The organism is Pseudomonas sp. GNP013 (genome assembly GCF_054343995.1).
Map to the genome: position 1 here is coordinate 3,271,315 of NZ_JBTGUT010000001.1, position 21,746 is coordinate 3,293,060.

Consider the following 21,746-nt stretch of genomic DNA (forward strand, 5'->3'; position numbering starts at 1 on the left):
TTTTGCCTGGGCCGGCATTCCGGCGCTTTCCAAAAGTGACCTGCCGTAAGGGCGGAACCAATTTCCGCCGTTACCGCAGCAACGGATATACACACAATAGGCCGCCATCGGCAGCAAGCCCCCTCTCACATTCGACCGGGCCCCACAAAATCTCCCCGTAAAAGCCCGCGCAGTGCCATCACTTTGCACCTATCCCCCCGCCCCCGACTAGCGTAAAAAAGTCCCCTAACTCCCGCCAGCCCGAGGCCCCCACATGCCTGTCGCCATAATTGATGGACAACCCCTCCACTACCTCGACCAGGGTGCCGGCCCAGTCGTCCTGCTGGGCTCAAGCTACCTCTGGGACTACACCATGTGGGCACCCCAGATCGAAGCCCTGTCGCAGCAATATCGCGTCATCGTCCCCGAACTATGGGGCCACGGCGAATCAGGCACGCTGCCCCCGCAAACCCAGTCCCTCGACGATCTGGCTCGCCAGACCCTGGCCCTGCTGGACCAGCTGGAAATCTCCCAGGTCAACCTCGTCGGCCTGTCGGTCGGCGGCATGTGGGGCGCACGCCTCGCATTGCGGGCCCCGGAGCGCATCAATAGCGTGGTGCTGATGGACACCTACCTCGGTGCCGAACCGGAAGCCACCCGCCAGTACTATTTCTCATTGTTCAAGATGATCGAAGACGCCGGCGCCATTCCCGAGCCATTGCTGGATGTGGTCGCACCGATCTTCTTTCGTGCCGATATCGACCGCGAATCCGCGCTCTACCAGGGTTTTCGCAGCGCCTTGCAGGCTTTCCCCAGAGAGCGCCTGGTACACAGCATCGTGCCCCTGGGCCGCCTGATCTTCAGCCGTGACGACATCCTGCAACAGCTGCCGCGCCTGGATGCCGATACCACGCTGGTGATGTGCGGCGAGCAAGACAAACCGCGCCCACCGGCCGAGTCCGCCGAAATGGCCGAGCTGATCGGCTGCGCCCTGACGCTGATCCCCGATGCCGGGCATATTTCGAGTCGGGAGAACCCGGATTTCGTCAATGAAGCGCTGCTGACGTTCCTCGCCAACCACGCCTGACTGCCCTCCCTCTTTAATCGCCGTGCTGCGCGGCGATCAAAGGCGGAAGTGCCCTACCATGCCCTTGAGTTCGGCCCCCAACTGCGCCAGCTGGATGCTCGACGCAGCGTTGCCCTGCATGCTCAATGCCGACTGATCGGCACTCGCCCGGATGCTGGTGACGCTGCGGTTGATCTCTTCGGCCACCGAGCTTTGCTCCTCGGCGGCAGCGGCAATCTGCTGGTTCATCTGCTGGATCAAGGACACGGCCGTCGCGATACTGCCCAGGGCACTTTCGGTTTCCAGCGCGTCACTCACCGCCAGCTTCACCAATTCGCCACTCTGCTGGATCTGCTGCACCGACGACTGCGCCGCATTGCGCAAGGTACTCACCAGCCGCTCGATTTCTTCCGTCGATTGCTGGGTCCGTTTGGCCAACGCTCGCACCTCGTCGGCCACCACCGCAAAACCCCGCCCCTGCTCACCGGCGCGGGCGGCTTCGATGGCTGCGTTCAGGGCCAGCAGGTTGGTCTGCTCGGCCACGCTCTTGATCACGCTCAGAACCGTGCCGATGTGCTGGATCTCGGCACTGAGGCTTTCGATACTGGCGCTGGCACTGGTGCTGGAGGTGGCGAGCAATTCAATGCGCTGCAGACTCAGGCGTACCACCTGCTGGCCGCTGTCGACCTTCTCATCCGCGGTCTGCGCGGCTTGCGCAGCCTCTTCGGCATTGCGCGCCACGTCGTGCACGGTGGCGGTCATCTGGTTCATCGCCGTGGCGACCTGCTCGGTTTCTTCCTTCTGGCTGCTGACTTCGATGTTGGTCTGTTCGGTAACGCTGGACAACGACTGCGCCGAACTGGCCAATTGCTCGATGCCGGCTTGTAGCCCGCTGACCATCTGGCTCAGGCCATTACCCATCTGCTGCATCGCCTGCATCAACTGGCCGATTTCATCGCGGCGGCTGACCTCCATGCGGCCAGTCAGGTCGCCGGCCGCAATCTGTCTGGCCACTGCGATCACGCTGCGCAGCGGCGCGACGATCAAACGGGTAATCAGCCACGCTGCCATCAGCCCCACCAGCAATGCCAGCGCAGACGAGCCGATGATCAGCAGCGTGCTTTTGACCAACTGCGCCTGCATCGACTGGTCTTCGGCGTCATACGCCTGGTTGACCCGGCTGACCACCTGATCGGCGCGCTCATGCAATTGTTTGTAGACCCCTTTTTCCTGGGCCAGCAGGTCGGTGTATTCACCGAGCTTTTCGCTGAACGCGGCGATATGCCCGGAGACCTCATTGAGTACAGTCTGATAGCCGGCGTCCTTGACCGACGTTTTCAACTGCTCGACCTGGGCCAGCGCCTGCTCGGCCTGTTCGATCTTGCCCTGCTCGGCGTCCTCGGCATCCGCGCGGCGGCTCTGGTCCAAACGCAGCCGGGCTTCGTTCATCGCCTGCAGCATCAAGCGCGATACCTGACTGATCTGCCCCGCCTGCTGAATCAGCTCGGCGCCTTCGCGGCCCTGACTCTCCTTGAGGCCTTCGGCGCCATCGTCCGCCAGGCCCGACTGCAACACGTCGAGGTTATTGGCCACGCTGGACACCGACCAACTGGCCATTTCCAGCGCCAGGTCCTTGGTCTGGGTCAGTTCGACAAACTCGTCGAATGCCTTGCGGTAGGCGCCGAGGGCCTGCTCGACATCGGTCATCACCGGCCCATTGGCCGCCGACTGCACCTTGAGACTGGCCGCCAGCGCGGCCAGTGCATCGACACTTTCATGCAGGGCATCCACCGCTTTGGGGTCGGCGTGCAGCGCGTAGTCCTGCTCGATCAAACGCACCTTGAGCAAGCCGTCGTTGAGTGACGACATACGCTTGAGCCCATCGAAACGCTGGCCAACGGTGTGCAGGGACCACACGCCAATCGCAGCCACCAGCGCCGTCAGCAGCAATACCAGCGCAAAACCCAAGCCCAGCTTCTTCGCCATACCGAGGTTGGCGAAACGTCGTTGCACGCCCGAAATCATTGCACTTGCCCCTCCAGCAATGGCGGATGCCACACGCCCGGTTTATCAGCAGCGAGATTGGCAACCACAGGGCCCTGAACACAAGTCATTGACGCCACAATAATGGCAAAAAGCTACGTACTGGTCGTTTTCAGAATGGTCGAGGTCGATCTGGCCGGCCCCATCGCGCGGAATAACGCCAGCGCGCGCTGATCACCCGCATGGGCCACATTGATGCGCAACCAATCGCTGGGCTCACCCGCCGGATTGAACAGCGCGCCTGGCGTCAACAGCACACCCAACTGCCGGGCGCAGGCCTGCACCCGCGAGGGGTCGCCCAACCCTGGCCGCGCCCATAGAAACATGCCGCCAGCGGGCACGGTGAACACTTGCCATTCCTCGTCTTCCAGCACTTGCAGGGTGGCGGCCATCTGCGCGTTCAAGCGCTTGCGCAAGCGTTGCGCCCACTTTCGGTAAGTGCCGTTGGCCAGCAACGTCGTCACGACGGCTTCGGCGAAACGCGAGGTGCCGATGCCCGTCAGCGTCTTGAGGTGAGCCAGTTGCGCAATGAGCGAGGCGCCCGCGCTCAGATAGCCCACGCGCAAGGCGCTGCTCAGGGTCTTGGAAAAGCTCGATACATAGATGACGCGATCAGCATGGGGCAGTGCCGCCAGCCGTGTGCAACTGGCATGTTGCAGGTCACCGTAGACGTCCTCCTCGATAATCAGGAAGTCGTTGCGGCGCGCAAGTGCCAGCAAGCGCTCGGCCACATCGCGGCTCAGGCTGGACCCGGTGGGGTTGTGATAGAGGCTGCTGGTGAACAGGCACTTGGGCCGATGACGTTGCAGCAGCGCTTCCAGCGCAGGAATATCCGGGCCGGAACAGGTGCGGGGTACCTCCAGCCGCGTGACGCCGTGAAACGCCAATTGACGGTAAAGGTTGCCATAGCCCGGCGTCTCGACCACCACCGCATCCCCGGCCTTGAGCAGCGTGCGGATGAGCAGGTCCTGGGCATGGCTGGCACCGTGGGTGGTGAGAATGCACTCCAGGTTGCTGCTCACCTGAATCTGGTTCAGGCGCTTGAGCAATTGCTCACGCAACGCCGGCAACCCCAGGGGCGTGCTGTAGTTGAACAGGCCGGCGGTATCGGTACGGCTGACTTCGCGGATCGCATAACTGAGGTCATCACTTTCGCGCCAGTCGTCCGGCAACCAGCCGCAGCCCAGTTTCAGTTCCCCCAGAGGACTGTCGGTGAAGGCCCCCCACTCGCGTTCCGCACCTTCATGCCACGCAGGTTCGTAAAATACCGGCGGCGGCGCCACCACAAACCCGGAGCCTTTGCTGGAGGCCAGCAGCCCCTGAGCCACCAGCCGCTCAAGCGCCTCGACCACGTTGGACTGGCTGAGCAGGTTGTCGAGGGCCAATTGCCGAATGGAGGGCAGACGCGTGCCGGGGCTGACTCCATTACTGCGGATCCACTCGGCCACCGCGCTGACGATTTGCTGCACCACCGGTACAAGGGCTTGTCGATCGATCCCTAAATCCATGAGCCACTCACTTGAACTGTCAGTTATTCAACCCGAGCAGTTAAGCACAGAAGCCCCTTCAGGCCCTTTTTGAATTCTTATTAAAGTATTGATTTTATTGAATTATTTACCTGATGACACACATTCGAAGCGGCGTTCGTCCGTTCTGGAAACGCCCCACAACCACCCCCGGCGTTTTCGAATGGCCGGCGGGATCACGTCCTAGATCGCCGTCGCGCCACCGTCCACCGCCAAGGCCTGCCCCGTGGTAAAGGCCGCGCCATCACTGCACAGGTACAACACGGCGCTGGCAATTTCCTCGACCTTGCCGATGCGCCCCACCGGGTGCATGGCTGCGGCAAACTCGGCTTTGCGTGGGTCGGCTTCCCACGCACGGCGGAACATGTCGGTGTCGATCACCGCCGGGCACACCGCGTTGACGCGGATTTTCTTTTTCGCGTACTCAATCGCCGCCGACTTCGTCAGGCCGATCACCGCATGCTTGGAGGCCGCATAAATGCTCATCTTCGGCGCCGCGCCCAGCCCGGCCACCGACGCGGTATTGACGATCGCCCCGCCGCCCTGGGCCAGCAGCAGCGGCAATTGGTGCTTCATGCACAGCCACACGCCCTTGACGTTGACCCCCATGATGGCATCGAACTCGTCCAGGCTACCGTCCGCCAGCTTGCCCTTCTCGATTTCGATGCCGGCATTATTGAACGCGTAATCCAGCCGGCCATAGGCGGCGATGGTGCGCGCCATCAACTGCTGCACATCCTCTTCGAGGGTAACGTTGCAGCACACAAACACCGCTTCACCACCGGCCTGACGAATCAGCGTGACCGTACCCTCGCCGCCCGCCACATCCAGATCAGCGACCACCACCTGCAAACCCTCGGCGGCAAACGCCAGCGCGGTGGCGCGGCCGATACCGGCGGCGGCGCCGGTCACCAGGGCGACCTGGCCGGAAAATGTCATGCTCATGGCAAAGATCCTGTGGGAGAGATAACTGTAGGCCGAGTCTAGCCAAGGCCAGACCTGGCGCGTCAGCACTATCAAAAGCCCGGTTGTGGCTGCATGGATCGCAGTGATAAGTGCACCGGCAGCACTATCATTCCGGTCTATCGGCGAGCATTCGCACGTCGGGCAAACACTTGCATTCACGCCACCGCAGGTCTATCACTCGGGGTTCATTTCTCAAGAGTCCCTGCCATGACTGACCAGACCAACCGCCAGTTCCTGCTCGCCAAACGCCCGGTCGGCGCGGCCACGCGTGACACCTTCACCTATCAGGAAGTCCCGGTGGGGACGCCTGGCGACGGGCAGGTGCTGGTACACAACGAATACCTGTCCCTGGACCCGGCGATGCGTGGCTGGATGAACGAGGGCAAGTCCTACATTCCGCCGGTCGGCATTGGTGAAGTGATGCGCGCATTGGGCGTGGGCAAGGTGATTGCCTCGAACAACCCGACATTTGCCGTCGGCGATTACGTGAACGGCGCGCTGGGTGTGCAGGACTACTTCGTCGGCGAGCCACGTGGCTTCTATAAGGTCGATCCGACCCTGGCACCATTGCCGCGCTACCTGTCGGCCCTGGGCATGACCGGCATGACCGCTTACTTCGCGCTGCTGGACACCGGCGCGCCGAAGGCCGGCGAAACCGTGGTGATCTCGGGCGCCGCCGGCGCAGTAGGCAGCATTGCCGGGCAGATCGCCAAGCTCAAGGGCTGCCGTGTGATCGGCATCGCCGGTGGCGCCGACAAGTGCAGGTTCCTGGTGGATGAGCTGGGTTTCGACGCGGCCATCGATTACAAAAGCGAAGACGTGCCCGCCGCCCTCAAGCGCGAGTGCCCCAAAGACGTGGACGTGTATTTCGATAATGTCGGCGGCGATATTCTCGATGCCGTCCTCAGCCGTCTGGCGCTGAAAGCGCGGGTGGTGATTTGCGGCGCCATCAGCCAGTACAACAACAAGGAAGCGGTGAAAGGCCCGGCCAACTACCTGTCATTGCTGGTCAATCGCGCGCGCATGGAAGGCTTCGTGGTGATGGACCATGCCGCCAACTTCGCCGCCGCCGGGCAGGAAATGGCCGGTTGGATGGCTCAGGGCAAGCTCAAGAGCAAGGAGGATATCGTCGAGGGGCTGGAGACATTCCCCGAGACGTTGATGAAGCTGTTCAATGGCGAGAACTTCGGCAAGCTGGTGCTCAAGGTCAGCTGAGGCACTCTTTCTGAGACCTGAGTACACCTGTGGGAGGGGGCTTGCGCCCGATAGCGGTGGATCAGTCGATGCCTGTGTCGACTGTCACACTGCAATCGGGAGCAAGCCCCCTCCCACATTTTTTCTGTGCTTGCCTTGAGTATCAGGCGATTTCAGCGACGACCGCTGCCAGCGCCTTGGCCGGATCGGCGGCCTGGCTGATCGGACGGCCGATTACCAAGTAGTCCGAGCCCGCGTCCAGGGCCTGGCGCGGAGTGAGGATGCGCCGCTGGTCGTCTTGCGCGCTGCCCGCCGGACGAATCCCTGGCGTCACCAATTGCAGCGACGGGTGCGCCGTCTTCAACGCCTGGGCTTCCAGGGCCGAACAGACCAAACCGTCGAGCCCGGCTTTTTGCGCCAGGGCCGCCAGGCGCAACACCTGCTCCTGGGGCTCGATATCCAGGCCGATGCCGGCCAGGTCTTCACGCTCCATGCTGGTGAGGACGGTCACGCCGATCAACAGCGGTTTGGCGCCGCTGCGCTGTTCCAGCACTTCACGGCAGGCGCTCATCATGCGCAGACCGCCGGAGCAGTGCACATTGACCATCCACACGCCCATCTCGGCCGCCGCCTTGACCGCCATGGCGGTGGTGTTGGGAATGTCGTGGAATTTAAGGTCGAGGAACACCTCGAAACCCTTGTCGCGCAGGGTACCGACGATGTCTGCCGCACAACTGGTGAACAGTTCCTTGCCGACCTTGACCCGGCAAAGCCTGGGGTCCAACTGGTCGGCCAGCTGCAGTGCGGCTTCACGGGTAGGGTAATCCAGGGCGACGATGATAGGCGTCTGGCAGACGGACATTGGCATGGGCTCTCAGGCAAGTCGAAATCGGCGCGGATTGTAGCGCAAGCGGCGCCGTTGCGGGATCCGGTGATCGGTAAATACCGACGGTACTGGCTTTTCTGCATTTGTGTCGGCGCCGATACATTCACGACATGCCCTCAACACGCCCCGGCGCTAGCCTCGCGCCCACGACCGAGCGTCCAGCACTTCCAGCCATGGGGCTGGGCGCCTATGCTGAGCGTATCCACCAGGCAGATGACCGCACTATGCAGACCCCCTCCGCCATACACGACGCGCCCAAAGACGCGGTAATTGCCGACGACAAGCGCTGGAATACCCGCGCCCTGATTGTCGATGATGATGTGCCGATCCGCGAACTGCTGATCGATTACCTGGCGCGCTTCAATATTCTCGCCACCGGCGTCAATGACGGCGCCGCGATGCGCGTGGCCATGCAGGCCGGCACCTTCGATGTGGTGGTGCTCGACCTGATGCTGCCGGGCGAGGACGGCCTGTCGCTGTGCCGCTGGCTGCGCGCCGAGTCGGACATCCCGATCCTGATGCTGACCGCACGCTGCGAGCCCACCGACCGCATCATCGGCCTGGAACTGGGCGCCGACGATTACATGTCCAAGCCATTCGAGCCTCGCGAGTTGGTGGCGCGCATCCAGACCATCCTGCGCCGGGTGCGCGATGACCGCACCGAGCAGCGCGCGAATATCCGCTTCGACAACTGGCGCCTCAACAGCGTCCTGCGCCAGTTGGTGGCCGACGACGGCCTGGTGGTGCCGCTGTCCAATGCCGAGTTCCGCCTGCTGTGGGTGTTCATCGAGCGTCCGCGTCGCGTACTCAGTCGCGAGCAATTGCTGGACGCTGCGCGCGGTCGCTCCATCGAAGCCTTCGACCGCAGCATCGACCTGCTGGTGTCGCGCCTGCGCCAGAAACTGGGCGACGATCCAAAAGCGCCGCAGTTGATCAAGACCGTGCGCGGTGAAGGCTACCTGTTCGACGCACGGGATATCGGCTGATGCGCAACGCCTTCAACACGCTGTTCGGGCGGCTGTTCGGGGTGCTGCTGGTGGCCATTGTGCTGGCCCACGGGCTGACGATTTTCTGGTTTCACCACTATGGCCCGCCCCCGCCGCCCACCGGCGACCTGTATGTGCAGATGGCCGATGGCAGTTTCACGCCCGTGCACCAGAAGCGCCAACGCCCGTGGTTTGGCGGCCCGGTCGTGCCGCTGACGTTTCAGGTCATCACGTTGATCATCGCCGCATGGTACGGCGCCAAACTGCTGAGCCGGCCGATCCAGCGCCTGAGCGAAGCGGCCGAGCGCCTGAGCCTGGACCTCGACAGCCCGCCGCTCAACGAGTCCGGCCCCCGCGAGGCACGACAGGCGGCCTCGACCTTCAACCTCATGCAACGGCGCATTCGCGAGCAGGTGAGCCAGCGCGCGCGCATGCTCGGCGCCGTGTCCCATGACCTGCGCACGCCACTGTCGCGCCTAAAGTTGCGCCTGGAACAGATCGAAGACACCCGCCTGCAAGGCCAGATGCGCCAGGACCTGGACGACATGATCGGCATGCTCGACGCCACCCTGAGTTACCTGCACGAACAGCGCACCAGCGAAACCCGGCACTGGCTCGATGTGCAGGCGCTGGTGGAGTCACTGAGCGAAAACGCCCAGGACCAGGGCTGCGACGTGCAATATGCGGGTTCATGCACGCCGCTGCAGGTGCAGCCGATGGCCCTGCGTTCGGGCCTCAACAACCTGATCGACAACGCGCTGCGCTACGCCGGCGGCGCACGCGTGGAACTGACGGACAGCCGCGAGGCCCTGATGATTCGTGTCATCGACCACGGCCCGGGGATCGCGGCGGATCAGCGCGAGGCCGTGTTCGAGCCATTCTTTCGCCTGGAAGGCTCGCGCAACCGCAACTCCGGCGGCGTCGGCCTGGGCATGACGATTGCCAGGGAAGCGGTCGAACGCCTCGGCGGCCGCCTGAGCCTGGAGGAAACCCCGGGAGGTGGTTTGACGGCGGTGATGTGGCTGCCTCGGGCTTGAATCCTGGTAGGAAGGTGGCGCAGCAAACGGGAGCCTCTGCGGCAGGCCGCTCTGTTGTGGCGAGCGGGCTTGCCCTAATGCCAGTCAGTTAAGCGCAGCTCCCCTGTGCGAGCGGCGGTGCGACTTGCCCGCGAAAGCGGTGTGTCTTCAACATCAATGTTTGCTGGGCCGACGCCATCGGGAGCAAGCCCCCTCCCACATTTTGTACAGCGTTCGCAAGCCATTCCGGTCGGCTCTCAGGCCGCCGCGCTTTTGATCTTGATCTTAGGCACACCGAGCCTGGGCGAGGTGCCGAGTGTTGGGGCAAGAGCGTTTTGCTTACTTTTGCGCTTTTCAAAAGTGAGCCGCCGTAAGGGCGGAACCCTAAGTCGCCGTTACCGCACAAACCGATATATACACCGAAAAGTCGCACCGCTCATTGCTTCGAGCATCACACTGGCTTAACTGAACGGCATTAGGGCTAGCCCCGCGTTGGGGTGCGCGGCGCCCCCCCATCAAGGTAAACGCGCTGTACCTGACACTGCGCAGAGCATGGTTTTGGGGCTGCTGCGCACCCCAGCGCGGGGCAAGCCCGCTCGCCACAACAAGCCCGCTCACGGCGCCCCCCCACAGTGTAATTTGCAGACTTATGTTTCCCGCCGCTCCTGGGCCTGGCTCGCGCTCCAGTCCATCAGCAGGCTGTACGCCACTGCCAGCAAGGTAGGACCGATGAACAGGCCGATAAAGCCAAAGGCAATGAGGCCGCCGAACACGCCAAGCAGCACGATCACCAGCGGCAGGTTGCCGCCGCGGCTGATCAGGTAGGGTTTGAGCACGTTATCCACGCCGCTGATGATGAACGTGCCCCAGATGCCGAGGAATATCGCGTGGCTGTAGTCGCCTTTCCACGCCAGCCATGCCGTAGCCGGGATCCACACCAGCGGCGGGCCCATGGGAATCAGGCTGAGCAGGAAGGTGACGATGCCCAGTACCAGCGCGCCGGGCACGCCGGCGATCAGGAAGCCGATCAGCGCCAGCAGCGCCTGGGCGGCGGCCGTGCCGATCACGCCATTGACCACCCGTTGCACGGTGCCGGCCACCAGTTCGATGTAGTAGCCGGCCCGCTCACCGATCAGGCGTTCCAGCAGGCGGTGGGCGAACATCGCCAGGCGTGGGCCGTCGCGGTAGAAAAAGAACACGAAGACCAGGCTCAAGGTCAGTTCGAGAATGCCGCCGCCTATTTGCGCACTGCGCGCCAGCAGCCAGTTGCCCACCTGGCCAAGGTACGGCTTGATGCTGATCATCAGCGCGGCCCCCTGCTCGTCGATGCTGTCCCACATGCCCACCAGCCGCTCGCCCACCAGCGGGATAGAACCCAGCCAGGTGGGCGCTTCGGGCAGGCCATCGACCTGGATATCCTTGATCAATACCGTGGCATCGCGCACATGGTCGGCCAGGTTGAAGCCCAGCCACACCAGCGGCAGCGCCACCAACAGCATCCAGCCCAGGGTCAGGATGCCGGCGGCCAGCGACTCGCGCCCGCCCAGCGCACGGGTCAGCAGACGCATCAGCGGCCAACTGGCAAAAGCCAGCACCGCGCCCCAGAACAGCGCCGACCAGAACGGCGCCATCACCCAGAAGCTGGCACCAAACAGCACCAGCAGCAGGATTTGCACCAGCAGGCGATCATTATTGGGCATGGAAAATCTCGAAAGGAAGGTCTCAGGAACATAGCTTAGGCGAACGGCACGGGTCCGTTCGCCCGGGGACGCTCAGCGTATCAGATGCAGGTGCAAGCCTTTAGTGTCACCGCTGCCGGTTTCCAGGCGGGCTGCGCGTACGCCGCTGCCAACCAGCGCCTGGCGCCAGGCCTCGGCCGAAGCGCCGCTCAAGCTGATGCGCAAGTTGGTGTCGAGGTTAAGTGCTCGGGAAATCAGCGTCAGCCAGGTGGCATCCGGCTCGGCGGCCAGCGCGGGAAAGTCCAGTTCGCCGGTGCTTTTCAACTCACGCAGCAGTGTTGCGGAGGTGGGCAGCAGCGTACCCAGCGGCGTGCCGGAATCGAGTTGCTCGACGTGGAGATAGGCGCGGCGATTGCCTCGCGTGATGCCATACAGCGCCACCAGGGAATTGTCCTGCGGGGCTGCCAGGCGCAACAGCAGGTATTCCTGCTGACCGTCGGCGCCCACCAGCTTGGCGTTGCCGAACACTTCATTGGCCCACAGGCTGCTCTCGCCGCAGTCACGGGCCTGGCACCAGAACAGCAATTGCGCGCCGTTGGCCTGCAACGCTTCGCGCGTGGCGGTAAACGCGGCGCTCGATGTGTGTTCGGCGGGCAGTTCATAGGTGATGGCCGTGGCTTGTCCACGGGCGGTGGCCTGGCCCTCGGAACGCAATTGGCCGCTGATCCTGCGGATCGCGCCCATGGGGTAGATGCGTTCTTTCTCTTCAGCCGGGCGGTAATCGACGATCTGCGCGTCGACCTGACGGGCGACGGCAGGCAGATCCTGACTGCCCGGTACATCGGCGGCGAATACCAGCGGGCTGAACATACCCAGCCCCAGAACACGGAAAAATCGTTTACCCAGGCTCATCGGATCGGTGAGCCTGGGCCAGTGCAAGCAGGCGTTATGGTTGGATTGTTCATGGTTGACTCCCTTTCAATCCGCCCAGCCTCGGCAGTTGACCGCACCAAGTCAAGGCGCGGAGAAGAACCGATTGAAACAGTCTGCAACAAGAACCGCGCCGGGCTCATCATTCAGGTGTAAATGATGGCCGCCCGGCAGCGTGGTCGCCGAGAAAGGCAGCTGGGAAAGCAATTCGGGATGTTTCGCCAGCATGCCCTCTGCCGCCACGATCAACTGCGCAGGGCAAGCCACGCGACGTACGAACGCCATCGCCTGCTCGTCGGTCAGGCGCATCGGCGAAGCCAGGGTCAGGCGGCTGTCGGTGCGCCAGGTGTAACCGCCAGGCACCGGCATCAGGCCCCGCTGGGCCAGCAATTCGGCGGCTTCGCGGCTGACGGCCACCAGGCCTTTCATGCGCGCCTCAACCGCACGGTCCAGGGTGGTGTAGACCGGTTTGCGCTTCTCCTGCAGGCTCAGTTGCGCCTGCAACGCCATGCCCAGGCGCTCGGCGGCATGCTCGCCGCTGGCGGTTGGCGGGATCACGCCGTCGATCAAGCCCAGGTGCGTGACCCGTTCCGGCAAAGCCCCGGCCAGGGCGGTGGACACGACGGCGCCGAGGGAGTGGCCAAGTAATGCAAAACGTTTCCAGCCCAGTTGTTCGGCCACCTGCAGCACATCGAACACGTAATCCCACAAGGCATAACCGGCGCCCGTCGGGCGATGCGCCGAGTGACCATGGCCGGCCATATCAATGGCGACGATGCGCAAGCCGGTGAGTTTCGGCGCCAGACGCGCAAAGCTGTTGGCGTTGTCCAGCCAGCCATGCAGGGCGATCACCGGCAAGCCGTCCTCGGGGCCGAACAGATGGGCGGCCAATTCGATATGCGGCAGGCTCAGACGTACTTCTTCGACGGGCGTGCTCATGCGCAACTGCGCTCACGGTTTTCCCAGCGGGCGAACAGGGTTTTGATCAAGGCAGCGGTGTCCTGTGGGTGTTCGAGGGGGAACATATGGCCACCAGGCACGGTGAGCGTTTCGCCCATGGGCAGGCGGTCGACGCCGCTGGCATGGTGACGCATCACCACCCGGCTCTGGCGGCCACGCACCATCGCCAACGGCACCCGCAATTGACGCACCTGTCCCGGGCTGGTGTGGGGCACGCCGCGGTAGATGCTGATTTCGGTGGCCGGGTCGAAGCGCAGCCGCAGGCGATCGCCCACCGGGTACAGGCCATGCTGCAGATAAGCCTCGAAGCAGTCCGGGTCGAACCCGCGAAACAGCGTCTTGGTTGCAAAATAACTGCGCGCAGCAGCCAGGTCGGTAAATTCTTCGCGGCGACCCAGAGTGCGCCCGGCTGGCGTGAGGCGGTCGATAAAGCCAAAACGCTTGGCCGCGCGGATCACCCAGCGGTCGGCACGCGTGAGTACCGGCGAGTCGAGCATCACCACCCCGCGATACAGCTGCGGGCAGCGCATGGCCGCATGCAGATGCAGCACGCCACCCAGTGAATGGCCCACGCCCCACACCGGTTGGGGTTGCTGCTCAACATGATGGATCAACTCATCCACCAGATTCTGCCAGTTGTCATCCACCGGGAACCTGGGATCGTGACCGTGCTGGGGCAAGTGAGCCACTTCGTATTCCGGCGCCAGGCCGGCAAACAACTTGCCATAGGTGGCCGACGGGAAACCATTGGCGTGGGCAAAAAACACGTGCTGCGACATACCGAACCCTCTGCACAGACAGTGGAGCGATTGTCCCCATGCCTGGCGTGTACGGCAATGACCGTAACTGCCAGGAATGATGGCACTCACGCCACGCCTATCGCGCCGGCGGGTTCTCGCCCAAGGGCACGACGGCCATGGTCAGACGCGATACGCAACTGGCCTTGCCCTCGTCGCTGGTCAGGCGAATGTCCCATACCTGGGTGGTGCGTCCGATATGAATCGCCGTGGCGACCGCCGTCACCCGCCCGCTGCGCACACCGCGCAGGTGGTTGGCGTTGACCTCCAGGCCCACGCAATAGAACTTGCTGGCATCGATGCACAGGTAGGCGGCCATGGAGCCGACGCTTTCGGCCAGCACCACCGACGCGCCGCCGTGCAGCAGGCCGTAGGGCTGATGGGTGCGGTGGTCGACCACCATGCTTGCAGTCAGGGAGTGCTCATCGAAGCTTTCGAAGCGGATGTCCAGCAGTTCACCGATGGTGTTTTTCTGCAGGGTATTGAGGTGTTCGATGTTCGGTTGGGTGCGCCACAGGCTCATTGGGAGTGTCCTTTCTGTTGTTGTTATCAGGATGGCCTACGGATTTTTCACGCTGACCAGACTCATCAGCCCCGCCAGCGGAAAATCGCCTTCCAGTTCCGCGAGGCTCGCGGTGTGCATCGGCTGCGACTGACGCAGATGGCCGTGCTGCAAAAAGCTGATCAGGCTGCCCACCAGAGGCTGATGGCTGACCAGCAGCACATTGTCATCGGTGTCGAGGTGTTCCAGCACCTGGGGCGGATTAGCGTCCGGCGTCAACCACGGCACTGTGCGGATATCGGCCTGAAAACCGAGGGCCTCGCGCACCAGCTGCGCGGTTTGCTGCGCCCGTACGTAAGGGCTGGCAATGATGGCGCTGATGGGCTGGCCGATCAGGTGCGCAGCACTGCGCAACACTTCGCCACGGCCGTGCTCGGTGAGGCTACGCTCGGCGTCGCTGCGCGCGTGGGCTTGGGCCTCGCCGTGGCGCAGAATCCACAGCTTCACAGCTTTGGCTCCTCATCGCGCACCGGGTGCGGCGCCGGTGGCACGCTGTGGGCGGCCTCGCCTTCGGGTGCGCGCGGGGTCGGCCAATCGGCGAAGGGCCAGGGCTTGTGCTCGGTATGGAAGCTGCCGAAGCGGCCGATCTGCGCCAGGAACTGGCTGAGGCTGTCGCCGAAGTTCATCAGGCCCAGGTTCGGCGCGCCGTAGACCAGACGGTATACCAGCTGCACCACCACCAGCGCGCCGAGCAGAAACTGCGCGACCTGCCACACCAGGGCGAACACCAGCATCCAAAGGATGCGCAGCACAATGGACTCATACTTGGGGGCTGCTTTGGGATCGTTCATGACGCGTTCCTCAGTTGAAACCACTGGTGGAAATAAAGTCGACATCGGTTTTCGGCTCGGCGCGCATCAGCAGCTCAATCACCTGCTCCAGGGTGCGACCCTCGAACAGAATCGCATGCAAGCCAGCCACCAGCGGCATATAGACGCCCACTTCCTGAGCCTTGGCCTTGAGCACCTTGAGGGTGTTGACCCCTTCGGCCACCTCACCCAGGCGCGTCACCGCGTCGTCCAGGCTCAGGCCCTGGCCCAGCGCGAAGCCGACCTGATAGTTGCGGCTTTTGGGCGAGGAGCAGGTGACGATCAGGTCGCCCACGCCCGCCAGGCCCAGGAAGGTCATGGGATTGGCGCCCTGATTGACAGCAAAGCGGGTCATTTCCGCCAGGGCGCGGGTGATCAGCATGCTCTTGGTGTTTTCGCCCATGCCCAGGGCCACGGCCATGCCGGCGATGATGGCGTAGACGTTTTTCAGCGCCCCGCCCAGCTCGACGCCAAACCGATCGCCGCTGGCGTACACGCGAAACGTACGGCCATGCAGCACGGCCTGGACGCGTTCGCACAAGTGCTCGTCCTCACTGGCGACCACCGTGGCGGTCAGCGCGTGCTCGGCCACTTCCCGCGCCAGGTTCGGCCCGGACAGCACGCCGATGCGTGCCTGTGGAGCGATCTCCTGGAGGATTTCGCTCATCAGTTTGAAGGTCTGCGCCTCGATGCCCTTGGTCAGGCTGACCAGCAGCTTGCCGGCCAGGCGTTCGGCGTGGGGGGCCAGCACCGAGCGCAGGGCGCTGGAGGGCAGCGCGACAAAACACAGGTCGCAGGCCTCCAGGGTCGCCAGCAGGTCGGTGACGGGCTCGACCGCCTCATGAATTTTGATGCCTTTAAGGTAACGGGGATTTTCCCGGTGCACGCGAATGGCCTCGGCCTGCTCGGGATCTCGCATCCACTGGCGCACCGCGTGGCCATTCTCGGCCAGCAGGTTAGCCACGGCGGTACCAAAACTTCCGCCTCCCAGGACCGCGATAGGGCGCTGTTCAGTCATATGCAATCCGTTAATCCATACCAGTGGCAATGGCCGCATTATACGGAGCGGCTCAATTGCAGCCAGCCCCCGCGTCAATTCGTACGCCTGTCGGAAAATGCCACAATTGGATGAACGAATTGCAATTTCAACGACTGGCATAAGGCCTCACCTCAGTTACCATGGGCGGCTATCCGCAATGATCAAGGCCGTGCCGTGTATCCGGGCCCTCCTCCCCGCTCATCCCTGTTGTTGATGCTGTTGTGCAGCGCTGCTGCATGCGCCGATGACCTGTTCCTCGACAGCCAGCCGTTGCCGCAGGTGCTCACCGCCACACGTCTTAAACAATCGGCCGCCGCCGTGCCCGGCAGCATGACGGTGATCGACAGCGAATTGATCAAGGCCAGCGGCGCACGGGATATCGCCGAGCTGCTGCGGCTGGTGCCGGGCATGATGGTCGGCTACACCACCGGCAATCAGGCCGCCGTGAATTATCACGGCACCAGCGCCAGCGATGCGCGGCGCATGCAGGTGCTGATCGACGGCCGTTCGGTGTACCGCGCGGGCCTCGCCACCGTCGACTGGAGCGATATTCCGGTGGCCATGGAAGATATCGAGCGCATCGAAGTGTTCCGTGGCCCCAACACCGTCAGCTATGGCGCCAATGCGCTGATGGCGGTGGTCAACATCCTCACGCGCTCACCGGCCAACAGCCGGGGCACACGGGTGAAGGTGCAGCGCGGCGAACGGGGGATCAACGATGTCTACGCCAGCCAGGGCCTGGGCTGGGAAACCGGCGATTTGCGCTTGTCGATGTCCGGCCAGCAGGATGATGGCTTCGACAGCGACGCCACAGGCGCCGACCGCCGCGACAGTCGCCGCCTGAGCCGCTTCAGCCTGGCCGTGAGCCAGACGCTGAATGCGCAACAGAGCCTCGACTGGCAGTTGAACGCCAAGGAGGGCACCAACCAGCGTCCTTATACCTACACACCGGTGTTCGCCGGGATTACCGAAGGCGGCAATAACTCCGACGTCAATGCCAGGGACTACGCCGGCTCACTGCGCTGGAACATCGATTTCAACCCCGACCACAGTCTGTATATCCAGGGCTCGGCCCAGCAGTGGGAGCGCCGCCAGGTCTGGAAGGCCTGCGATGCGAAAGTCTCGTTCAGCCCGGAGCTGACCCGCCTGTGGCAACTCAATCCCAATTACGCCGAACTGCTGGCGCGGCACATGGACACCTACAGCCAGGGCAGCGCACCGCCGGGCAGCACCGCCGAACAGGCGCTGGGCAATCAGGTGCTGGACCAATGGCGCAACGGTGCCAGCCAGAACGTGTGCGGCGACATCGACCAGAGCACCCGCGAAAGCCGCTACGATCTGGAGATTCAGGACACCCTCAGCCTGTCCGACAGCCTGCGCCTGGTCAGCGGTATGAATTATCGCTATGACCGTGCCGATTCCGACACCTACTTCAACGGCACTCTCGACGACGTCACCTGGCGCCTGTTCGGCCAACTCGAATGGCGTGCCAGCGAACACTGGCTGCTGCAGGGCGGCGCCATGTATGAAGACACGCGCCTGAGCGGTCACTCACTGACGCCCCGAGTGGCGCTGAACTACCTGATCAACCCGCGCCACGGCCTGCGCGCGGTGTACTCCGAGGCCATCCGCTCGCCGGACATGTTCGAGAACAACGTCAACTGGAGCTACCGCGTCAACCATCTCAGCTCGCCGGCCTATGGGCAGAACGCCGGGCAATATTTTGTGGTGACACGGGGGCCGGGCAACCTCGATAAAGAGCTGATGAAATCGCGGGAACTGGGCTATAACGGCTTCTTTGCCGACCTCGGGTTGAACCTGGACGTGAAGCTGTTCTATGACGAAATCACTGACATGATCAGCTCGCCGCTACGCAACAACCAATACATTGCGAGCAATGGCAACAGCTCGCGTTTTGTCGGCGCCGAGTCGCAATTTGACTGGCGACTGAGTAACGCCGACCGTCTGCGGTTCACCTACGCCTACGTCGACGCCAGCGCGAGCAACCCGCTGGACAAGGCCCAGACCGCGCGCAACAGCGGCTCCGCCGGCTGGCTGCGCGAGTGGGGTCGCGGCTGGTCCAGCGCGCTGTTCTATTACGGTGACGATGCGCTCAACCAATATCGCTTCGAACGGGTCGACCTGCGGGTGGCCAAGCGCATTGCCGTGGGCAACGCCAACGTGGAGCTGGCGGGCATGCTGCAACAACGCCTCGACCATCAGCCGACCACCTGGGCCGACAATATTTATGACCATCGTCACGTCCTTTACTTCAGCGCGGAGCTGGAGTTCTGACATGGCCAATCAGTCACGGACGACCTACTTCTCTTTCGCCAGGCTTTGGCAGCGGGCCCTGCTGCTGATCGGCCTGCTGCTGACCGCGCCGGCGTGGAGTGCCAACATCCTGCTGACCGCCGCCGAAGACAGCGTCGGCGTGCAGGACTTCGCCCAGGCACTGGCCCGGCAGCGTCCCGCAGACCAGGTCACCTTCACCCCGCTCAAGGACCTGCCGGCGCCGCACCAACTGCCTGCCGACACGCGCCTGATCCTGCTCGACCTGCCCGGCCTCGACTGGCGCCTGCAGGATGCCGAAGGTCCGCCGACCCTGGTGCTGCGCATCAGCCGCCTGCAAGCGCGCCAGCGCCTGGGCACCCGCCTGCCGGCGCACATCAGCCTGCTGTGGAGCGACCCGCCGCTGGACCGTCAGTTACGCCTGATCACCGGCATTCTGCCGCAGGCCCGGCGCATCGGCGTGCTCTACGGCAGCGACAGTGAGTTCCTGCTGCGCGAGCTGAGCCAATACGCCGCGCCCCTGGGTCTGCAAATCGTGCCTCAACTGTGGAATAACATTAACGACAGTCGCCCGCTGCAAAGCCTGTTCAGGACCAGCGACGTATTGCTCGGCCTCGACGACCCGCAACTGTACAACCCGAAGACCGCAAAGAACCTGCTGCTGAGCAGCTACGCCCAGCAACTGCCGCTGGTGGGGCCCAATGCCGGCTTCGTCAAGGCCGGCAGCCTGGCCAGCACCTACAGCGACCAGACCGACTGGCTGGGCGTGCTCGACCGTTTGCTTGACCGCCCGCCGGCCAGTTGGCCGCGCACGTTGTACCCGCACCATTTCAAAGTCGTGGGCAACCCGCAGGTCGCGCGCTCACTGGGCATCGAACAGGTCGATGAAAGCAACGTCGCCGCGCGGCTCGCCGAAGGAGAAAAACGCCCATGACCTTGCGTCGTCGTTGGGACATCAACACCCGTACCCAGCTCATCACCCTGGGCCCGGCGCTGTTGCTGACGCTGCTGTTGATCAGCTTCTTTACCTTTGTGCGCATCCAGGACCTGCGCCAGGAACTGGACCATACCGGCCAACTGATTGCCAACCAACTGGCGCCCGCCACCGAGTACGGCGTCATTTCCGGCAACAACGATGTGCTCGACAGCCTGCTGCGCGCCACGCTGGCCACGCCCCACGTGCGCTTTCTGGAGATTCAGGACGCCGCCGAAAATATTCTGGTGTACGTCGAGCAACCGTCGGAAAAGCACGACCGCTCGTTGTCGGTGAAAGTGTTCCAGGCGCCGATCCGCCTGCAGCATATCCAGCTGGGCAGCGATTTTTTCCAGGACAACCTCAACGAATCCAAGGCGCCGCGCGCCGATTATCTGGGGCGCGTGATCGTCGGCATGTCCAACGATGCCTTCAGTCAGCGTCAGCAGGAGATTCTCTTCAAGGCCGGCATCCTGGCGCTGTTCGCCCTGCTGTTTACCTTCCTGCTGGCGCGGCGTCTGGCGGCCAGCCTGTCGCAGCCGATAAGCGCAATGGGCCATGCGGTGAAGGCCATCCAGCAAGGCGACTACAAGACCCCGCTGCCGATCGTGGATGATTCGGAACTGGGCGACCTGTCACGCCACATCAACAATCTGGCCGCTGGCCTGCAACAGGCCAGCCGCGAACAGCAGCAGGCCATGGCGCAGTTGATTCAGACCCGCGAGGAAGCCGAGCGGGCCAACAATGCCAAGTCGGATTTTTTGGCGATGATGAGCCACGAGCTGCGCACGCCGATGAACGGGGTGCTGGGCATGCTGCAGTTGCTGGAAACCACCGAGATGACCGAGGAGCAGACCGAATACGCCGCGCTCGCCTCCGAGTCCACCGAGCATCTGCTGAAGGTCATCAACGACATCCTCGATTTCTCGCGCATCGAGCGCGCGGCGCTGGAGCTGGAGCATATTGCGTTCAACCTCGCCGACCTGGTCAACAGCAGCGCCCATGCCTTCCGGCACAGCGCCCAGCAGCGCGGGCTGACGCTCAACCTGCCGATGCCGCCGGGCCTGGATACGCTGCGAGTCAAGGGCGACCCCACGCGTATCCGCCAGATTCTGGTGAACCTGATCGGCAATGCACTCAAGTTCACCGAGCAGGGCAGCGTGAGTGTCGAGCCCCACTGGCAGCCTCTCGACCATGAGTTGGTGTGGTTCACCTGCAGCGTGCGCGACAGCGGCATCGGTATTGGCGCCGAACACTTGGAGTCGATGTTCGACGCATTCCAGCAGGCTGACAGCTCGATTTCCAGACGTTACGGCGGCACCGGCCTGGGCCTGCCCATCGCGCGCACGCTGGCCGAACGCATGGGCGGCACCCTGCGTGCGCAAAGCGAAGAAGGCCATGGTTCGGTGTTTACCCTGGAAATCCCCCTGGCCATCGACCAGCACAGCCTGCCGGCGATTGCCCAGGATGCCCAAAGCAAGCACGGCGCCGGTGATGGCCGCCATGTGTTGCTGGTGGAGGACAACCCCGTCAACCGCACGGTGGTGGAAGCCATGTTGCGCAGCCTCGGCTTTGAAGTCAGCCTGGCCACCGACGGCGCCGAGGCAATAAGTAGCGCAGAAAGCCTGATATTCACCGCGATCCTGATGGATTGCCGGTTACCGGTGATCGACGGCTACGAGGCTACCCGGCAGATTCGCCAACTGCCGGGCTGCGCCGATCTGCCGATCATTGCGCTCACCGCCAACGCGTTGCAGGGCGACCGTGAAGCGTGCCTCGCGGCCGGAATGAACGATTACCTGGCCAAGCCGTTCAAACGTACGGATTTGCAGCAGATCCTGCAGCGCTGGGTGCAATAGCGCCGCGCCATCAGGCATCTGCGACTGGCGTGAAACACGAAAGTGCGGCAGTCTTAGGCACCCAAACGGGCTGATAAACAGGCCCGGTTTAAAATTTCAGTGAACAAGTGTACATTGAGTGCCTTGACGCTGTGACTTTCACTACAACGCAATAGTCTACGTGTAGGCTGCCGGCATGAGGCAT

The 21,746-nt window shown here is 63.3% G+C and carries 19 protein-coding genes and 1 pseudogene; 7 read left to right on the forward strand and 13 right to left on the reverse strand.

The annotated features are described in order from the left end of the window. Positions 1-253: 253 nt before the first annotated feature. On the forward strand, positions 254-1,066 hold the full coding sequence (locus ACXX81_RS14130; protein WP_231423312.1) for an alpha/beta fold hydrolase: 813 nt from the start codon (positions 254-256) through the stop codon (positions 1,064-1,066). 36 nt (positions 1,067-1,102) lie between these two features. Here the strand turns inward: ACXX81_RS14130 and ACXX81_RS14135 are convergent, their stop codons facing one another. From ACXX81_RS14135 to ACXX81_RS14150, 4 genes and pseudogenes are all read right to left on the reverse strand, one after another. After that, positions 1,103-1,984, reverse strand: a complete 882-nt coding sequence (locus ACXX81_RS14135; RefSeq protein ID WP_458572594.1) for a methyl-accepting chemotaxis protein — start codon at positions 1,982-1,984, stop codon at positions 1,103-1,105. Continuing rightward, positions 1,961-3,070: pseudogene (locus ACXX81_RS14140) on the reverse strand (HAMP domain-containing protein); the annotation flags it as partial. The gene ACXX81_RS14135 and the pseudogene ACXX81_RS14140, both read right to left, overlap by 24 nt. A gap of 113 nt (positions 3,071-3,183) precedes the next feature. Beyond that, positions 3,184-4,596 (reverse strand): aminotransferase-like domain-containing protein, encoded by a 1,413-nt coding sequence (locus ACXX81_RS14145; protein WP_209980674.1) that lies wholly within the window; start codon positions 4,594-4,596, stop codon positions 3,184-3,186. A 201-nt stretch (positions 4,597-4,797) separates the two neighbouring features. Then, positions 4,798-5,559, reverse strand: coding sequence for an SDR family oxidoreductase (locus ACXX81_RS14150; protein WP_458571917.1), 762 nt, complete (start codon positions 5,557-5,559; stop codon positions 4,798-4,800). 228 nt (positions 5,560-5,787) lie between these two features. On the opposite strand from ACXX81_RS14150, the gene ACXX81_RS14155 reads away from it, so the two are divergent. Further along, the gene (locus tag ACXX81_RS14155; protein ID WP_458571918.1) at positions 5,788-6,795 is read left to right on the forward strand and encodes an NADP-dependent oxidoreductase; all 1,008 of its coding nucleotides are present in this window, start codon (positions 5,788-5,790) and stop codon (positions 6,793-6,795) included. Positions 6,796-6,937: 142 nt separating this feature from the next. Here the strand turns inward: ACXX81_RS14155 and pyrF are convergent, their stop codons facing one another. Continuing rightward, positions 6,938-7,636 carry an orotidine-5'-phosphate decarboxylase gene (gene pyrF, locus ACXX81_RS14160; protein WP_209990247.1) on the reverse strand — a complete coding sequence of 233 codons (699 nt, stop codon included), beginning with the start codon at positions 7,634-7,636 and terminating at the stop codon, positions 6,938-6,940. A gap of 248 nt (positions 7,637-7,884) precedes the next feature. Here pyrF and ACXX81_RS14165 point away from each other — a divergent pair, with 248 nt between their 5' ends. Continuing rightward, complete coding sequence (locus ACXX81_RS14165; RefSeq protein WP_458571919.1) at positions 7,885-8,646, forward strand: response regulator; 762 nt, start codon at positions 7,885-7,887, stop codon at positions 8,644-8,646. Further along, positions 8,646-9,683 (forward strand): sensor histidine kinase, encoded by a 1,038-nt coding sequence (locus tag ACXX81_RS14170; protein WP_209980666.1) that lies wholly within the window; start codon positions 8,646-8,648, stop codon positions 9,681-9,683. Before ACXX81_RS14165 ends, ACXX81_RS14170 begins: the two co-directional genes overlap by 1 nt. Positions 9,684-10,309: 626 nt before the next feature. On the opposite strand, the gene ACXX81_RS14175 is transcribed toward ACXX81_RS14170, so the two are convergent. From ACXX81_RS14175 to ACXX81_RS14210, 8 genes are all read right to left on the reverse strand, one after another. Then, the gene (locus ACXX81_RS14175; RefSeq protein ID WP_209980664.1) at positions 10,310-11,362 is read right to left on the reverse strand and encodes an AI-2E family transporter; all 1,053 of its coding nucleotides are present in this window, start codon (positions 11,360-11,362) and stop codon (positions 10,310-10,312) included. Positions 11,363-11,434: 72 nt separating this feature from the next. Continuing rightward, positions 11,435-12,253: a DUF4892 domain-containing protein gene (locus ACXX81_RS14180; RefSeq protein WP_458571920.1), complete on the reverse strand. Its 819-nt coding sequence runs from the start codon at positions 12,251-12,253 to the stop codon at positions 11,435-11,437. Positions 12,254-12,355: 102 nt separating this feature from the next. Beyond that, the gene (locus ACXX81_RS14185; RefSeq protein WP_458571921.1) at positions 12,356-13,210 is read right to left on the reverse strand and encodes an alpha/beta hydrolase; all 855 of its coding nucleotides are present in this window, start codon (positions 13,208-13,210) and stop codon (positions 12,356-12,358) included. Next, entirely contained in the window at positions 13,207-14,010 is an 804-nt protein-coding gene (locus tag ACXX81_RS14190; RefSeq protein ID WP_209980656.1) for an alpha/beta fold hydrolase, read from the reverse strand. Before ACXX81_RS14190 ends, ACXX81_RS14185 begins: the two co-directional genes overlap by 4 nt. A 97-nt stretch (positions 14,011-14,107) precedes the next feature. Beyond that, complete coding sequence (locus ACXX81_RS14195) at positions 14,108-14,551, reverse strand: hotdog fold thioesterase (protein ID WP_209980654.1); 444 nt, start codon at positions 14,549-14,551, stop codon at positions 14,108-14,110. A gap of 36 nt (positions 14,552-14,587) precedes the next feature. Next, the gene (gene sixA / locus ACXX81_RS14200) at positions 14,588-15,037 is read right to left on the reverse strand and encodes a phosphohistidine phosphatase SixA (protein ID WP_231423321.1); all 450 of its coding nucleotides are present in this window, start codon (positions 15,035-15,037) and stop codon (positions 14,588-14,590) included. Continuing rightward, positions 15,034-15,381 (reverse strand): DUF4389 domain-containing protein, encoded by a 348-nt coding sequence (locus ACXX81_RS14205; RefSeq protein ID WP_209980648.1) that lies wholly within the window; start codon positions 15,379-15,381, stop codon positions 15,034-15,036. Before ACXX81_RS14205 ends, sixA begins: the two co-directional genes overlap by 4 nt. 10 nt (positions 15,382-15,391) lie before the next feature. Next, positions 15,392-16,417, reverse strand: a complete 1,026-nt coding sequence (locus tag ACXX81_RS14210) for an NAD(P)H-dependent glycerol-3-phosphate dehydrogenase (protein WP_209980646.1) — start codon at positions 16,415-16,417, stop codon at positions 15,392-15,394. 195 nt (positions 16,418-16,612) lie between these two features. Between ACXX81_RS14210 and ACXX81_RS14215 the strand changes: the two genes are divergently transcribed. Genes ACXX81_RS14215 through ACXX81_RS14225 form a run of 3 tightly spaced genes read left to right on the forward strand, consistent with a single transcriptional unit; the run spans position 16,613 to position 21,562 of the window. After that, complete coding sequence (locus ACXX81_RS14215; protein ID WP_458571922.1) at positions 16,613-18,733, forward strand: TonB-dependent receptor plug domain-containing protein; 2,121 nt, start codon at positions 16,613-16,615, stop codon at positions 18,731-18,733. Position 18,734: 1 nt separating this feature from the next. Continuing rightward, complete coding sequence (locus ACXX81_RS14220) at positions 18,735-19,664, forward strand: ABC transporter substrate-binding protein (RefSeq protein ID WP_209980642.1); 930 nt, start codon at positions 18,735-18,737, stop codon at positions 19,662-19,664. Further along, the gene (locus ACXX81_RS14225; RefSeq protein ID WP_322213147.1) at positions 19,661-21,562 is read left to right on the forward strand and encodes an ATP-binding protein; all 1,902 of its coding nucleotides are present in this window, start codon (positions 19,661-19,663) and stop codon (positions 21,560-21,562) included. The genes ACXX81_RS14220 and ACXX81_RS14225 overlap by 4 nt, the downstream gene beginning before the upstream one ends. Positions 21,563-21,746: the final 184 nt, after the last annotated feature.